This window comes from Methylobacterium sp. D48H (genome assembly GCF_053345715.1).
This window is the reverse complement of the sequence record NZ_JBKFAP010000005.1, coordinates 188,637-206,084: the sequence shown is the minus strand read 5'-3', so window position 1 is coordinate 206,084 and position 17,448 is coordinate 188,637. Positions and strand designations below refer to the sequence as shown.

6 protein-coding genes are annotated in these 17,448 nt (G+C 63.6%); all 6 read left to right on the top strand.

Features of this window, described 5'->3' with window-relative positions; all coding sequences use genetic code 11:
* Nucleotide 1 precedes the first annotated feature (1 nt).
* Genes ACLBX8_RS12705 through ACLBX8_RS12680 form a run of 6 tightly spaced genes read left to right on the top strand, consistent with a single transcriptional unit; the run spans nt 2 to nt 17,442 of the window.
* A complete protein-coding gene (locus ACLBX8_RS12705; protein ID WP_447715262.1) occupies nt 2–4,807 on the top strand; it encodes a hypothetical protein in 4,806 nt (1,601 codons plus the stop codon).
* The gene (locus tag ACLBX8_RS12700) at nt 4,807–11,160 is read left to right on the top strand and encodes a DEAD/DEAH box helicase (protein WP_447715261.1); all 6,354 of its coding nucleotides are present in this window, start codon (nt 4,807–4,809) and stop codon (nt 11,158–11,160) included. Before ACLBX8_RS12705 ends, ACLBX8_RS12700 begins: the two co-directional genes overlap by 1 nt.
* A complete protein-coding gene (locus ACLBX8_RS12695; RefSeq protein ID WP_447715260.1) occupies nt 11,157–13,328 on the top strand; it encodes a UvrD-helicase domain-containing protein in 2,172 nt (723 codons plus the stop codon). The genes ACLBX8_RS12700 and ACLBX8_RS12695 overlap by 4 nt, the downstream gene beginning before the upstream one ends.
* Nucleotides 13,329–13,349: 21 nt before the next feature.
* The gene (locus ACLBX8_RS12690; RefSeq protein WP_447715259.1) at nt 13,350–14,498 is read left to right on the top strand and encodes a hypothetical protein; all 1,149 of its coding nucleotides are present in this window, start codon (nt 13,350–13,352) and stop codon (nt 14,496–14,498) included.
* A complete protein-coding gene (locus tag ACLBX8_RS12685) occupies nt 14,495–15,523 on the top strand; it encodes a hypothetical protein (protein ID WP_447715258.1) in 1,029 nt (342 codons plus the stop codon). Before ACLBX8_RS12690 ends, ACLBX8_RS12685 begins: the two co-directional genes overlap by 4 nt.
* On the top strand, nt 15,520–17,442 hold the full coding sequence (locus tag ACLBX8_RS12680; RefSeq protein ID WP_447715257.1) for an Hsp70 family protein: 1,923 nt from the start codon (nt 15,520–15,522) through the stop codon (nt 17,440–17,442). Before ACLBX8_RS12685 ends, ACLBX8_RS12680 begins: the two co-directional genes overlap by 4 nt.
* The last annotated feature ends 6 nt before the right edge of the window (nt 17,443–17,448 follow it).

Here is a 17,448-nt window from a genome sequence, read left to right as displayed (position 1 = left end):
CATGCCCATCGAACTCGCCGGCATCTCCAACGAGAACGAGTTCTACTCCGAGCACTATCTGACGACGGTCTTCGAGGGCGACATCGAGGAGACCTTCGCGGCTTGGCGCGCGGATGAAAAGGAAGGGGTTACGCCCCCGAACCGACGGCTCGCAAAGGTCGGTGCCGCTTGGCGCCGCTTGTCCGCCCAGTACCTTGACGAGCGTTCCGATCAGAAGCGCCTTCTGATTGCGCGAGAGTTCGCCCACGAGTTCCTGGACGCCCTCGGCTACGAGCGGCGGTCTGAGCTTATGCCTGACGCCGAGGAGAAGCTCATTCCGGTGCTCGCCCGTCGCGCGCTCGGAAGCGGCGAGGACCAAGTCTGGGTGGTCGAGGTCCCGTCGCCGGTAGGCGCCGACTTTGAGACCGACCCCCTGCAGGTCAAGTTCCGGTGCGAGCAGTTCGAACACACTGAGACAGCCCTCGACATCGCCCGCCGGCGCAAGGACACGGCCGAAGTTGCGGTGACGCGCGGGGTGTTCGGCTTGGCCGAGCCGCCGCGGTTCGTCATCCTCCTCAGTCTCTCGCAGGCGGTGTTGATTGACCGGCGCAAGTGGGCCGACAGCCGTCTCTTGCGCTTCCGGTTCTCCGAGATCTTCGGGCGGTCGGAGGGAGCGACCCTGGGCGTGACTACAGCCCTGCTGCATGCCGATTACCTGGCCCCGGGCTCCGGGACGCCTCTCATCGACCGCATCGACGAGGAGAGTCACCGCCACGCCTTCGGGGTGTCGCAGGATCTGAAATACGCCTTACGAGAGGCGATCGAGATCCTCGGACGGGAGGCCGCCGATCTCATCGTTACTAAGCGTCGCGCCAACAAGGAGGGCGTGTTCTCGGGTGAGAACCTGCTCGACGCCGATCGGCTCACGACCGAGTGCCTGCGGTATATGTACCGCCTGCTGTTTCTGTTCTTCATCGAGGCGCGCCCGGAGCTCGGCTTCGCGCCGATGAAGGCGAAGGCGTACCGGACCGGCTACAGCCTGGAGAGCCTGCGTGAACTCGAACTGGTGCCCCTCGAAACCGAGGAGGACCGGCAGGGTCACTACATCTCGGACACGCTGGAAGCCCTGTTCGCGTTGGTCTTCGACGGTACGCCGGCGGCCCGAAGCGACGGAGAGGCTTTCACCTTCCATGCAGTCCGCGCGCGCCTTTTCGACCCCGACGCCATTGGCACCTACCTAAGTGGCCTGCGCTTCCGTAACGAGAGCATGCAGCGCATTATCGAACTCCTGTCGCTATCTCGTGGGGAACGCGGACGGGGCCGTGGGCGCATCTCCTACGCCCAGCTCGGCATCTCGCAGCTCGGCGCCGTCTACGAGTCACTCCTCTCGTTCTCGGGCTTCTTCGCCACCGAAGACCTGATTGAGCTCAAGCCAGCAGGCAAACCGGCCCCGGGGCCTCTTGAGGCGGCCTTCTTCGCCCCGAAGCGGCGGGCCGGCGACTTTGTCCAGGGGGCCACACCGCTCGAAGGTGAGTTCGTCTATGACGGTAACGTGCCCCGGACTTATCCGCGCGGTACGTTCATCTACCGCTTGGCCGGACGCAACCGCGAGAATTCGGCCTCCTACTACACGCCGGAGCCGCTGGCGCGTGTGCTGGTTAAGTACGCGCTCAAGGAATTGCTTGCTGGCAAGACGGCCGACGAAATCCTGGATCTCAAGGTGATCGAGCCGGCGATGGGCTCGGCAGCCTTCCTCGTCGAGGTCGTGAACCAACTCGCCGACCGCTACCTCGAATTGAAGCAGGCCGAGGTTGGGCAGCGCATCCCGCACGAGAACTACGCCTACGAGCGCCAGAAGGTCAGGGCCTTCCTCGCAGACCGGAACGTGTTTGGCGTCGACCTCAACCCGGTTGCGGTCGAACTCGGGCAGGTCTCCCTCTGGCTGAATTGCCTGCACGCCGGCGGTTTCGCGCCGTGGTTTGAGGACCAAGTCCATGCCGGCAACTCGCTCGTCGGCGCCCGTCGCGCAGTGTTCCCGGGCTCGTCGCTGACGGCGCGCAAGGAGGAAGACCGTTGGTACAGCCGCAAGCCGCGTGAAATCGGCTGGTCGGGTGAGACCCGCACGCCAGACGAGGTCTGGCACTTCTTGCTGCCCGATCCGGGGATGTGCGCCTACGACCCCAACATCGTGCGGCCGCTCGCGCCGGACGATTGGAAGACGATGGTCGAGTGGCGAAAGGAGTTCATTCGTCAACTCGACTCCGACGAGGCGGCCACCGTGCGTCGCCTCTCAGCCACCATCGACACCTTGTTCAAGGACGTTGCCGTCCGGCTGCGCGAAATGCGCTGCGAGGTGAACGATGACATCACTATTTGGCCTTCGGCGCCTCGGACCGACGAGCGGCACGTCGACTTCCAGGAGAAGATCCGGCGGCTTGCAACCTTCCAGGGACAGGGCGTGCGCAACTCGGTGGCATGGCGCCGTTTGAGGGCCGCCATGGACGCATGGTGCGCCCTTTGGTTCTGGCCCGTTGATAAGGCCGGCCTGCTGCCATCCCGCACTAAGTTCTTTCAGGATCTCGACCTCGTCCTGACGCAAGGCGTCGAGGGGCAGAGCCTGACTATCAATGCCTTCGCGACGGGCTCCGCACAGGGCCGTCTCTTTGCGACTGTCACCCTACCCGCCAATAAGGGTTCGGACGCGCTGTTTCGAGCGGAGGAGCGCGTGATCGAGCTCAGGCGGGACGACCTCTTCGTTGACGTCGACGTGGACAAACTCATCGCGGCTTCACCGTGGATGCCGACTGCAATGGAAGTCGCTAAACGTCAGGGATTCTTGCACTTCGATTTAGAGTTCGCTGACGTGATGAGCGAACGTGGCGGTTTCGATCTTGTGATTGGCAATCCCCCTTGGCTTAAGCCGACGTGGAGTGACGCTGCAGCGCTAAGCGAGACCGCGCCGGAACTCACTATACGTGGAGCGACCGCGGCAGAAGTTGAAAATGCAAGGCCAAAATTGCTCGCTAATCATCCAGAATATGCGGCAAATTACCTTGGACTACATAATGAGCATACCGGCTTTCAATCATTCATTTCCCGAAAGACCAATTATCCTTTTGCCGGCGGAAGGCAACCAAATTTATACAAGTGTTTTATAGATTTAAGTTTTAGGATCGTGGGACCTGGAGGTCGTATTGGCTTAATTCACCAAGACGGCCATTTAAGTGATCCTAATGGAACCGATTTTCGAAGAGACTGGTACAAGAGATGTGCCTATCATTTTCAATTTCGCAACGAGGAGAAGAAGCATCTCTTTTCTGAGGTCGATAATGGTACTTTTTTTAGTTTGAATATATATCGCGGTAAGCCGGGCGCAATTCATTTCGATCATTGCTCTTCGCTTTTTCACCCTAGCTCTGTCGGTAACTGTTATGAGCACGATGGGGTCGGTCCGGTTCCTAAAATTAGGACTGTGTCTGGATGGAACAAACTTGGACATCGCGACCGTATCGTCGCTATTGATAGCGATGCTTTAGAAATATTCTCAAGATTGCTCGAAGACGACTCTTCTAAGGCGGAAGGAACGCGCTTCTTGTTTCCCTATTCGAAGAATGCATTGAGAATATTCGAGGCCTTTACGGCAAAAAGTAGCTCATTTGTTGAGGTGGCTTCGGCCTTCCAGATGAAGCCGATTTGGCATGCGACAGGTTCTATCAAAAAGGCGAAGGTTCTTGCTGAAAGAATATCACAACCAGCTAGCCCGATCGAATGCATTCTTTCTGGACCCTCAATCTATGTTGGTAATCCGTTTTACAAAGAGCCGGATTACGTCGGATCCTCGGATATAATCGTGGACCACTCAAATATGAGCGGCAGCTTTGTACATAAAAGTAATTTTTCGATAATTAAGAATCTAAAAGACTACAAGGACATGCTTCCTGGTGTGACTTGGTCTATCAACAATAAGCATACCGATTTCTATCGGATAGCCTTTAGAAATATGCTTCCCCCTAAAAATGAAAGAACCCTTATTGCTGCGCTTATTCCACCTGAGGTGGCACACATCGACACTATTGAAAGTCTCGCATTCCAGAGCGAACTGGATTTAGTGGCTTCATACCCGCAATGGCTTTCGCTTCCATTTGATTTTCTGGTTCGTTCCGCTGGTATCACACATCTGCGGGAGTCTACGCTCAAGTTTTTTCCCTGGGTGAATGTCGGTGAAACTGCTCAGCATAGAGCATTAAGGTTGGCGTGCCTCACGGATGCATACAGCGAATTGTGGAACCGCCATTCATCTACTCTTCGATGCTGTGACTGGTCATCTACCGATCCGCGACTTGAGCTTGAGGTTAATCATTGCGATGCGACTTTGAAAAAATGGAGTTCGCGGGTCGGGCTACGCACTCCGTTTGCGCGACGTTATGCTTTGATAGAGATTGATGTTCTTGTCTCCCAGGCAATGGGTCTCTCGTTGGACCAACTGATTGAAATTTATGAGACTAGTTTTGGTTTGTACGATGAGAATGATAGAGGAACGTGGTACGATCAAGGCGGGAATGTTGTCTGGACAAAATCGAAGGGTATTTCCAGCTTAGGGTGGAGGAATAGCCGTGGAAAGAAGCCTTCAGAAGAAGAATGGATTAGTTCATACTCTAAGCTAGGTGCGGGAGCTATGCTGATAACTGGCAAAGATCAGCCGATTATTTACGATGGAGAGCTTTTACCCCAGGCCTTTCGCGCGCCATTTACGCAAGAGAGCCGAGTAACAGACTATCAGAGGGCTTGGTCGTTTTTTGCTTCCTGCAAGCAAAGAAAGGCCGCCTGATGCTGCCCTCCATCCTTGCCAGGCAGGTTCGGAACGGCATGGAGGACCAGCTCCGCGCATCGTTCTCACCCTCGACCAAGGGGTTCCGTGGGCTCCTCGAACGGTTCGTCGGTGAGCCGGAGAGCCTCGCTAAGGGGCCCTGGCTGTCGCTCGACATGCCGTTTCGGCGCAGCGAGCGAGCAGGAGAGTTCTTCCCCGCCATCCCGCTCGGCTTCAGCCCCTACAAGCACCAAGAGCGCGCCTTCGAGCGCCTCTCGGCCGCCCGGCCGCTCTCGACCCTGGTGGCGACCGGCACCGGCTCGGGCAAGACCGAGTGTTTCCTGCTGCCGATCCTCGACGGCTGTCTGCGCGCGAAGCCCACCAAGGGCATCAAGGCCATCCTCATCTATCCGATGAACGCGCTGGCGACAGACCAAGCCCGGCGCATCGCACGCCTGGTCGCCGATAATCCGGCCCTGAAGGGCCTGCGGGTAGGCATCTACGCCGACGAGAAGCCCAAGAAGCCTTTGTCGACGATGACCCGTGAAGGCGTCATCGATTCCCGCGAGGCGCTGGTCAGGGACCCCCCCGACATCCTGCTGACCAACTACAAGATGCTCGACTACATGCTCGTCCGCCCGGACGAGCGCGAGATCTGGTCGCAGAACGGGCCCGAGACGCTCCGCTACCTCGTGGTGGACGAGCTGCATACCTTCGACGGCGCGCAGGGCACCGACCTCGCGAGCCTGGTGCGGCGCCTCAAGGCACGGCTCGGCATGAGACGGGGCGATCTCTGTTGCGTCGGCACCTCGGCGACCCTCGGGGGCCCGGAGGCCCTGGGCGATCTCGTCGGTTACGCGGAGGAGATCTTCGACGAGCCCTTCGATCGTGCGTCGGTGGTGCTGGAGGACCGGCAGTCGGTCATGGAGTACCTCCAGCCCTTGCAGGTGTCCTGTTTCGACGTCCCCGTCGAAGCCGAGATCCTAGCCCTCGCCCGAGATATCGACGACCTCCAGCCGAGTGAGCTCCTGAAGCGGGCCTACCGCGCCTGGTTCGGTTCCGATGAGCCAAGCGACCTGGACCTGACTTCGGGGCGCTTGGCGCTGGGCACCGCGATTGACGAGCATCTCTTCTTCCAGAACCTCCTCAAGGTGCTGCAGGGCCGTCCGACCTCATACGCAGCGATCCGCGAGGGCCTGCGAGGCAACCGCCTCTATCGAGCGTTCGAGGACGCCTATCTCGACGCGCTCATCGACACTCTGACGGCGTTGATCGCTCATGCCCGTCGCAAGGCTCCGAACGCGCTCGATGCCTCCGCCCCCCCGGTGCCCCTCCCCTTCTTCAGCGTGCGCCACCAGCTCTGGGTGCGCGAGCTCCGCCGGATGGTGGCGACGGTCGAGGACACCCCTCTCCTACGCCACTACGACGATCTCGGGCTCGACGAGCAGCGCCGCGCCCTGCCCGTGGTTCACTGCCGTTCCTGCGGCGGCGCGGGTTGGGCCACGGTGCTGGCCAACGACGATCGCCGCCCCGTCTGCGCCGAACCGAAGGATATCTATCAGGCCTATTTCGGCTACTCGGACCGCTCGCGTTTCATTTTCCGCGAACGGCCGGTCTCCAGGACCCGCAAGGTCATCGGTCAGACGAGACCGGTCTGGCTCTGCACAAGATGTCTGGTGCCGACCGAAACCGAGACGAAGCCGGAGGGAGGTTGCACCTCCTGCAAGGCCGAGCCCGACGCGCTGATCCAAGCCTACATCCACAGGCCGGGCCGCCTGACCGACGAGCGCTTCCGCGTCGATCACGATTGCCCGTTCTGCGGCAGCCCGAGCGGCATGGGCATCCTGGGAGCGCAGGCAGTGACGCTCGTCTCCGGGATGGCCGGGACGATCTTTGGCTCGGATCACAACGACGACCCGAAACTCCTGACTTTTTCGGATTCGGTGCAGGATGCTGCCCATCGGGCGGCCGTTCTCCAAGCGCGGAACGCCACGAACGTCTTTCGTGCCGGCCTATCGCGCTTCGTCTGCGAAGAGGTCGACGCCGATCTTAAAACCCTTTTCGACGGGGCCCCGACCGCCCTGCGTACGGCGATCGGCTTTGACAAGAACACCGACGACTTCGTGGCGACGTACCTTCCGGCCGATATGGAGTGGCGGCGGGACTACCAACTGCTTCTTTCCGACGATGCCCTCGCCGCGGAAAGCCAGCTCCCCAGCTACCTCGACGAGCGTCTGACCTGGGAAACCTTCGCGGAACTCACCTTCCGGTCCCGGCTCGGCGCCACGGTGGAGCGCACCGGCCTAGTGGCGCCCCATGTCGCCCCTGACGCGGTCGAGCTGGCGGTGGCCGGCTTCATGGCTCGGATGGGCGACGAAGTCGGGATGCCGGCGCATATCACCGAGCCGGAGGTTCGACGCTTCGTCCTCGGCGTCCTCGACCACATGCGCGCGCGCGGCGCCGTCTTCACCGACGTGACCGAGTTGTTCGTCCAACGCGAAGCCAGTTGGTTCGCGGTCACCCGAACCCACAAGAACGGCAAATCACTACCCCAGTACGCCCCCTCGGCGCCTCGCCCGCTCTTCCCTTCGAACCGTGTCTTCAAAGGGTTCGAGCCGGTGGCGAGCGATGCCTACGGCGGTTGGTACGTGCCGTGGTTCCACAAGTGCTTCGACCATGCGCTCACCCTGACGGGCGACCTCTATCGTGACGCCTACACCCTCCTCTTCCGTCTGTTGGAGCATCAGGGCGTGGTCGCCAAGGTCGCCATCGGCACCGGCCGCGATGCATCGGTGAGCTCGGCCTGGGGCCTCAAGCCCGAGGCGGTACGGGCCTACTCCGAGACCACGCTTCTGCGATGCGACACCTGCGGCAACGATCACCGGATCCCGGTCGTCGCCTCGGCCGCTTGGGCGGGCATGCATTGCACCCGCATCGGATGCGGGGGGGGCCTGGCCCCGGACGCAGAGGGGGACCGCGGTCGCTTCCGGACCACCTTGCTGACGAAGGGACGCATCAAGCGCGTCATCGCAGCCGAGCACACGAGCTTGCTCGGACGCGAGGAGCGGCTTCGAGTCGAGAGCCGGTTCATGACCGGTACGCCCCGCACCTGGTACCCGAACCTCCTGTCGGCGACGCCCACGCTGGAGATGGGCATCAACATCGGCGACCTCTCGACGCTCGTTCTCTGCTCGGTGCCGCCCGAGCAACAGAATTACGTCCAGCGCATCGGGCGAACCGGGCGGCGCGACGGCAACTCACTCAACGTCACCGTCGCAAACGGGCGGCCACACGACATGTGGTATTGGGCCGACCCGCAGGAGATGATCTCGGGAAAGGTGAAGACGCCGGGCGTCCACCTTAAGGCCGTCGCCATCCTGCGGAGGCAGTTCGCGGCCTACACGCTGGACTGTTGGGTCGCCGAGCAAGGCTCCGGCATGGGGAGCTACGGCAAGGTCGGCGATGCTCTCAAGGCGATCCAGACTGGGAAACGCACGGCCTTTCCCCTGTACTGGTTCGACTTCGTGGAGGCGCACGCCGAGCGCTTGTTCGCGGGGTTCTGCCAGCTCTTTCCCCGGGTTCGCGACGACACCGAGACGGTCGCGATCCTGCACGCCTTCGCCGTCGGCAGCGAAAAGGAGAGCTTGGTCCACCTCGTCGCGAGCGAGTACGCGGACGTCGCCCACGAGGTCGCCTCGGTCCAACAGCGCATCTCCGCCTGCACCACGATGGAGGCCAAGGCGAAAGCCATGGTCCCTCCCCCACTCGACCTCGACGAGCGCGTGGCGGCCCTCAAGGCGGAGAAGCGGGCCCTCGCCCGCATCCGGGATGGGATCCGCGATGGGGACAACCTCGGCTTTCTGACCGATCGGGGTGTGCTGCCGAACTACGCGTTCCCCGAGCAGGGCGTCACCCTCAAGTCCGTCCTCTATCGATCCGACGTGGCGGCGGAGGAGGAGAGCGAACCGGTCATCACGGAATACATGCGTCCCGCCGCGGCGGCCCTCGCCGAGTTCGCGCCGAGTTCCGTGTTTTACGCCGACGGCAAGAAGCTGAAGATCGATCAGGTCGACCTATCGGCTTCGCCCATCGAACACTGGCGCGTCTGCCCGGACTGCACCCACATGGCGCTCGCCGAGGCATCCACCACTGAGGCGCCTTGCCCGTCCTGCGGATCGGGGATGTGGGCCGACGTCGGGTCGCGGCGCCCCATGATCCGTCTCAAGCAGGTTCTGGCGGTCGGCAGCGAGCGGCGGTCGCGCATCGGGGACGACGCCGACGAGCGTGACCGTCACTTCTTCGACCGGGATTATCTCCCGGCCTTTGATCGCGATCAGGTCGGCGTCGCATACGCGGTCGAGGATGCCGTCCTCCCGTTCGCCTACGAACACCTTCGCCGCTGCACGTTCCGCGAGGTCAACTTCGGCGAGCGCGGGGACCGCCCGTCCGGCCAGAAGGTCGCCGGCGAGCACCGGCATGGCCACGGGTTCTCGATGTGCCGCAGTTGCGGCAAGGTCCAGGATCCTGAGGAGCTCCGTCGGATACGACGCGACGGCGCCAAGCTCGGGCTGCACGTCCCTCGCTGCCAGGAGATCAAATCAGAGAAGGACGATACATACGTCTCGGTGGTCTACCTCTATCGGGAGTTCACCTCCGAGGCGATCCGGATGCTGCTGCCGCTGGCGAAGTCCAGCGACGACAACGCGGTCAAGTCGCTCCGGGCCGCTATCGACCTTGGCCTGCGCCTGCATTTCCGGGGGAAGGTCGACCATCTCCGTTCCTCCCTCGTGGAGACCAAGGAAGGCCCCCTCAGCCGGCGTCACCTCTATGTCTACGACACGGTTCCGGGTGGTACGGGCTACCTGAAGCAGCTCGCCAACAACCCCGATGAGTTCAGGGACGTCTTTGCGTCCTCCCTGGCCCACATGCGCGACTGCGTCTGCAACAAGGATCCGCGCAAGGATGGGTGCCCGCGCTGCCTGCGGTCGCATGCGGCCACCTTCGGCCGTGGGGAGATCTCGCGCGATCTCGCCTCGGGCATCCTCTCCGAGATCCTTGCCGGATGGGACGGCCTGCACGCCATCGCCACGGTGAGCGAGATCAAGCTCAACAAGGCCCTGGAGAGCGAGCTGGAACATATGTTCCTCGCCCGTTTCAGCGAGACCGTGAAGGCAGAGGGCGGCAAGTTCACCAAGACCGTCATCACCGGCAAGCCGGGATATCTCGTCTCACTCGGCGACGGCGAATGGCGCCTGGAGCAGCAGGTGCATCTCCACGAGCGATTCCCGGATGTTCCCAAGACGCGCGTGGACTTCGTCCTATGGCCGGCGGTTCCGGGACCTAGCCGGAAGCCCGTCGCGATTTACACCGACGGGTGGGAGTGGCACGCGGATCGGGTTGCCGCTGACCTCGCGAGCCGCCAAGCCATCGTCCGTTCGGGGCGCGCGTTCGTCTGGTCCCTGACTTGGAACGACGTCGAGAAAGCCTCGACTGGCAGCGGGCCGAAGCATTTCTGGGATCCGCTCGCAGGCTTTCCCGATATCGCGATGGAGAAGCTCCCGGAGGGGGCCGCGCGGATGGCGGACATTCGCTCCATCATGGCGCAGGACCCATTCCCGCAATTCCTCCGCTACGTCCGGGAAGCGGATCCGGCAGCCTGGGCGACGCGAGCGGCCTCCCTCACGACCGGCATCTTCCTGATGGGGATGCGGGAAGGCAGGGACATCCCGGCCGTCCTGGATGCCGTAGAGGGCTTCGCGGGGGAATGGGCTCGCGAAACCCTCCAGGACATGGACGGCTCATCGAGGTTCGGGCTCGTCTCCGCGTCGGGTCTCGGTTGCGCCGCGGCCGCCGTGCCGAACTCTTGGAAGGGCCAGGCTTGGCCGGACCCGGTGGGGACCGCGGTCGTCGTCGGCTTCGAGCATCGGGCGACGGTATCGCCCGGTGCGCTCAAGGCGTGGAACGGCGGCCTGCGTCTGCTGAACCTGCTGCAGTTCGGCTGCAGGTTCTACGTCGGCTGCTCCGAGGGGATGGCCCTGGAGCCCGCTCCGGCTCCCATCGTACCCGGGGGACAAAGCCCCGAGGACACGGAGGCTTGGGACGCCGCCGAGAAGTGGGTCAGTCCATCGCTTCTCGACGCGGTCCGCACCTTACGCAAGCGCACGCCACCCGTACCGGCACCGGAGGTGCTCTACGAGGTCGACTGCGGTCATGAGGACGTCGACGTGGCCGGCCACCTGGAACTGGCGTGGCCGGACAAAAAGCTTGGGGTCGTCATCGAAGCGGACCAAGCCAAGCTGTTCCCGGGCTGGACCGTCGTGGTCTTCACCGGGACAGAAGACATCTACGCGGAGACGATGGGAGAGGCGGCATGACCGCGAGGAAGCGCGACGTCCACATCATGATCGACGCCTTGCTCTCGCAGAACCGCCTGCCGCGCGACGCGCAAGACAGGGCGGCGAAGCTCATCCTTCAGTTGAAGAACGACGCCAGCGCGAACGGCATCAACTTCGAGAGCATCGAGGGCGCCCGCGATCGGCACATGAAATCGGCCCGCATCGATAAGGGGCACCGGGCGATCGTCTACGATCGCGGTGGAGCCCTGATCGTGCTGTGGATGGACAAGCACGACGACGCGTACCGTTGGGCCCGCAACAGGGGGCTGGACGTTAACCCGGCGACGTCGGCGGTGCAGGTCACCGATCTCAGCCTGACCGAGTACCGGGACGCCGCCCCCGCCGCGGTTGGCGAGCCGACGCGACCGCTATTCGAGGCGGTGAAGGACGACGACCTGATCCGTCTCGGCATTCCGGAGGCCCTGCTGCCAGCCGTCCGTGGCCTGCGCTCGGAGGCCGAGCTGGAAGCGAGCGGCAGCGGGATCCCCGCCGACGCCTACGACGCCCTCGTATGCCTGGCCGCGGGCTTCACGGTCGACGAGACCATGGAGGAGCTGGAACGCGGCAAGGGCTCGAAGGTCTCGGAGGACGATTTCGCAGCCGCGCTGCGCACCCCCGAGAGCCGACGGACCTTCTGGCTGGTCGAGAACGACGACGAGCTCCTCAAGATGCTCGACGAGCCGTTGGAGTTCTGGCGCATCTTCCTGCACCCGTCCCAGCGCAAGCTCGTCGAGCAAAACTGGAACGGACCCACGCTGGTCCGCGGAGGAGCCGGCACGGGCAAGACGGTGGTCGCCATGCATCGTGCGCGGCGGCTCGCCCAGCAGTTGATCGCGACCGAGGATACGGGTGGTCGCATCCTGTTCACCACCTTCACCTCGAACCTCGCGGCGGACGTCCGCGCGGATCTCGCGAACCTTTGCTCCGCGGAGGAGATGGCGCGCATCGAGGTGGTGAACCTCGACACCTGGGTCACCGACTTCCTCCGGCGCCAGGGTTACACCCGCGAGATCCTCTACTCGGACGAAGGCAAACAGAAGGAGGCATGGGAGCATGCCTACTACACCGAGGGTCGCGAGCTGCCCGTCACGCTCGACTTTCTGAAGAACGAGTGGCGTCAGGTCGTCCAGGCGAACGGCATCTCCGACCTCGGGAGTTATCTCCGGGTGCAGCGGACCGGCCGCGGCACCTCATTGGATCGCAAGACGAAGGAGAAGGTCTGGGCCGTGTTCTCGGCCTATCGTACGCGCCTCGACGCCGAGGGACTGTCCGAGCCTGACGACGCCTATCGCGATGCGCGCGAGATCCTACAGGCGAAGCCCGCGCTCCTGCCCTACAGAGCCGTGATCGTCGACGAGGCGCAGGATCTCGGGACCGAGGCTTTCCGCCTCATCGCCGAGCTTGCGCCCAAGCGCGATGGCGCGATCGCTCCCGATTCCTTGCTCATCGTCGGGGACGCGCATCAGCGGATCTACGGCCGCAAGACCTCCATGTCCCGCTGCGGCATCAATGTGCGCGGCAGGAGCCGCAAGCTTCGCATCTGCTACCGGACCTCCGACGAGATCCGACGCTTCGCCGAGGCGATGATGCAAGGCGTTGCCGTCGACGATCTCGACGATGCCTCCGATGACATGAAGGGGACCCGCAGCCTGTTCCACGGACCGGAGCCGGAGTTGGCCCTCGAAGGATCCGCCGAGGCGGGAAATCGGGCCCTGGTGGATTGGATCAGCCGGTGCAAGCAGGATGGCATCGCGGAGAACGAGATCTGCGTCCTCGCTCGGACGAACGATCTCACGGCTCGGGCAGAGCAGAACCTGAAGGCCGCCGGTCTCCCCGTCTGGCGCCTCGCCCGCAAGAAGGCCGACGATCGAACCAAGCCGGGTATCCGCATCGGGACGATGCACCGGGCAAAGGGACTTGAGTTCGCCGCCGTCGCGATCGTGGACGTCAACGACGGCGTCGTGCCGCCGCGCTTCGTCCTGGAGGGTGCGCCGGATGCCGCGATCCGGAGATCGATCCTCGATGCCGAGCGGGCGCTCCTACACGTCTCGGCCACCAGGGCGAAGCGCCGGCTTCTCGTCGCGAGCTCCGGACCGGTAAGCGAGCTCGTTCCTAGATCCACCCAACATTCTGCCGGTGAGGCCTGATCGGCTCGTAAGGATCGACGGATGCCTACTTACGGATGGGTCCGGGAAGGCGATTGGGATCGCTTCCTGGCAGCGATCGAATGGCCACCCGATCCTTCGGGCCCCCGCCGCAGGATCCTGGCCTGCCCCCATTGCAACTACACCTTCGAGACGGGAAGGGACCTTCAGGCGCACGTCATCGACCAGCACCAAGTAGCGCCCCCCGTCATGGTGGTCGCAGGCCGAGAACCGCGCGAGGGTCAACTGATCCGGGTGCCCCTGGGGCCGTCGGACGTCGTTGTCGCGAACGCTACGACCGCCGAGGTCCAGGTCGATCGACGCGGCTGGGTCCAGGTCCCGCCCGAGGATGTCGGACGGTGCCTGTCGACGGTCGCCCGGGGCACCATCGGGGTGCGGCTGGTCAATTCGGTGGTGAGGGGTGCGGCGCCGGCGATCCGGGATTACCGCGTGTCGCTCCATATCGCGTCGATCGGGGAGCTTTCGGCGGTCGAGGCCGCCTTCCAGGACCATTTGACGATCGACGATATCCGTTCGATGTCGGTATCCGATTTCCTCAACGACCCGAGATGCGGGGCGGGGGGGCGCGACTACGCCGAGGGGCTCGCCGCGTACGTTCTTGGCGTTCTGGTCAAGGAACAGTCGCCCGACCGGGTGACCACTCCGCTCGCCCGATACCGCGAGCACTTCAATGCCGCGCTCGATCGCCTCTCGGTCCATGCCCGGCCGTTGCCGTACCTCCTGTGCATGTTGATCAGGTTCGCGCTCAACACGTTCGCGCCCGGCAACACCCTGACCGGGTATCGGGAGCTCGATCTCGCGATGGCCATCTTGGTCGGCCCGGGCGCGCCATGTCCGGAACCGGCCGACGACACCTCCGCCGCACTACGACGCGTCTGCCCCGTGGACCACGGTACGGGTCGCATCCTCGATCTCGCCTCGCGTCTCGCCCGTGAAGATCGATGGGGCCCGGTCCTACGCGACGAGTGTCGTCAGGTCGCCGAAACCCTGAGCCTCGATATCGTCGATCGGCAGAAGGCAACTGCGCTCTGGGCGCTGGCGGCTTTGCGTCTCGGCCATACGGCCGAAGCCGCCGAACCCCTTGCGAGGATCGCTGCGGTCTATCCGTTCGCCTCGTGGGCGCGGCCGTGTCTCGATAGAATGGCCTCATGAGCGACACAGCCCTGCCACCCATCGATTCCCAGGCCGAACCCGAGGGACCGCTCCCGACCGAGCGGCCTGACGCCGCCAAGTCGAAGAAGAAGGCTCAGCCTCGTAAGGTCGAGGCGACGCTTGCCTCGTTCTTCGAGGAGAAGCCAATCGGCGCCGCGGCATTCGTCGGCGCCGTCAGGAACTCGGGACGCAAGCGGTTCGAGGACGCCGACGTCGCGGCCGCCATGGCGGCGATGCCGGTCAATGATCCGGTCGGTACTCGACTGCTCTCGTTGGCTGGTCAGCCCAAGTTGCCGCCCCCGCTTTCGGTATGGGTGCGCCCGACGGTGCTGGCCCGCCTGCGGGAACGCCTGCCAGGTCGGTTCGAGATGGAGAGCGGTGATGCGGCCACCATCTTCCGGGGCGTCTTGGAGGATGTCAGCCCCAAGCTGACGTCCGAGTTCGCGGATGCGCGCCTTGAAGCGCGAACCCTCCTGTTGCTCGCCCTGACTTGGCTCACGCCGCGATCGACCTTCAAGCCGCGCGAGGCCCTGGAGGAGATCTATGGCCTGCTGTTCGCGGATGAGGACGGCGCCGAGGATGCCGTGGTTCGGGCGCTCTCCGGCGGCGAGATGAAAGGAATTCGACAGGCTTCGGCGGTCGCGGGACTTGCTCGGCGGGCGGTGAGCGAGGCGACCGAGCGCGCCGAGAAGGAACATAGCCGCCGGCTTGGCATCGAGGACGAACTGGCGGCCGCCCGGCGCGAGGCAGCGGCCTTGAAGGCTCAAGTCGCATCCCTGACCGCGGAACGTGACGACTTTCGCGATCGCCTCTCCGCGGCGGAGCGGCGCTTCGAGGAGCGGCAGCAGCACTGGGGCAACGATATGGCTGCGGTCTCGGCCAGGCAGAAGCTTCTCCTGGATCGCGAGATCGGTCCGTTGCTGGATACCGCAGTGGATGCCCTGGCGGGGGATCCGCCTTTCCCGGACATCGCCCTCGAACGGGTTCGCGAGGCGCTGACAATCATCAAGGAGGCAGCCAGGTGACCGGTATCACGTTCGGGATCGATTTCGGCACCACCAACAGTCTCGCATCCTACATCGCCGACGAGGAGGCGCTCTCGCTGATCGATGAGGGAACCCAGGCCCCACACCCGTCCGTGCTGTGGTATCGGCCCGGTGAGACCGTTGTCGGCCATGCCGCCAAACAGCATCTCGACAATCTCGAAGGTTCGGCGCCCTCGGGGTTCGTGCGCTCGCCGAAGATGAGCTTGAGACGTCGCGGCCCTATCGATGTCGATGGGCGTCCGATCGACCCCGTCGACGCGGTCACCGAGGTGCTATCGCACCTCCGGAGGGACGCCAGCTCCAATTTCGCTCGACGCAAAACCAGTCTCGCCCTCGATCGCGCGGTGATGACGATTCCCGTCGACTTCGGCGGGATCGAGCGGCGTTCGCTCCGACAGGCGGCCCGAGCGGCCGGCATCGCCGTAGTCCAGTTCGTCCACGAACCGGTCGCGGCGCTCTACGCCTACCTTCGATCAATGCCGGAAGCGGAACGTGGCCGGGAGATCGCGCGGTTGGAGGGTCGATCGGTCCTGGTCTTCGATTGGGGCGGCGGTACGCTCGACCTCACGCTCTGCCGGATCCAGGGCGGAGCCATCATGCAGGTCCGCAACGTCGGCGACAACGGGATCGGAGGCGATCGTTTCGACCATCGCCTGCGCAACTATTTCCGCGAGCGGCACGCGATCGAGCACGGCTTGGAGGACGTGACGGCTCTGGAGCACCCCGGCATGGGGCCCCGATTGCTCAACGAGGCGGAGACGATGAAGAAGCGTCTTTCGGATCGGGAGACCGCGAGCCGCAGCCTGTTCATCCGTGACTATCTCCGGACGGAAGGGGCCGGCAGCACCATCCGCCTGACCGTGACGCGGGCCGACCTCGAACGGATCAGTGCCGACATCGTGGCCAAGGGGCTCGCCCTGATCGACCGGCTGCTCGAAGAAGCCGGATTGTCGGCCCAGGACGTCGATCTGTGTCTCGCCACCGGCGGAATGGTGAACATGCCCGCCATTCAGGCGGGTCTTGTCGAGCGCTTCCGAGGGCGCGTGCCGAGGCTCCGGCATGGGGATCGGATCATCGCCGAAGGGGCGGCATGGATCGCCCATGACGGGCTAGAGCTTTCGCTCTCGAAGCCGATCGAGGTCTTGGTCGCGGATGGATCGGGGCGGGGCTCCTACCACCCCCTCGTTCCTGCCGGGCATCGGCTCCCCGTCGAAAAGGTTGATCCTGGGAAGATCAAGGACAACACGCTTTTCTGCGCCGACCCGCGGAACGGCGTGGCCGTCTTCGAATTCGCGAAACCGCGCGACATCGGATGGGTCGATCCGGGGGCGCCGAGGATCACCTTGTGCGTCGCCCGCCTACCGGTCGACCCGAATGCGACCCCGCTCGTCGAACGCCTGGAATGCAGCCTTCAGATCGACCAGGATTACATCGTCACGGTCGTTCTGCGCTCAACTGCCATGAAGGAGGAGGTTCGCGCGGAGTTCCACGACCTCGATTTTGGTCTTGCGCTGCCGACGCCCAACTCGGTCGACGAAGACGAAGGGAGTGCCGGGGGAGGCCGGAAGAGGGGAACGTCGACGATCGTCACGAACGAGCGGAGCAATGTCACCCGCCGGACGAATATCGCCATCAATCTCGAAGGGGGCGCAAGGGCACACGACGAACTGTGGCGGCTCGTTCCGGGCGACATCGTCAAGCAATGGCGGCCCCACCACTTCGATAATCGCACCCCGAATTCATCCAACCGGCAGAATATCGAATGCTGGTACTACGTACCGTGCCCTACCTGCGGACGTTCCGACACGATCATGAAGCTGGAGGGGCCTATTGCAGCATGTCGCGGGCGATCCTGTGAAAAATCACTCGCCAAGTTGCGGCCGCAGGCAACTCAATGATGGAAT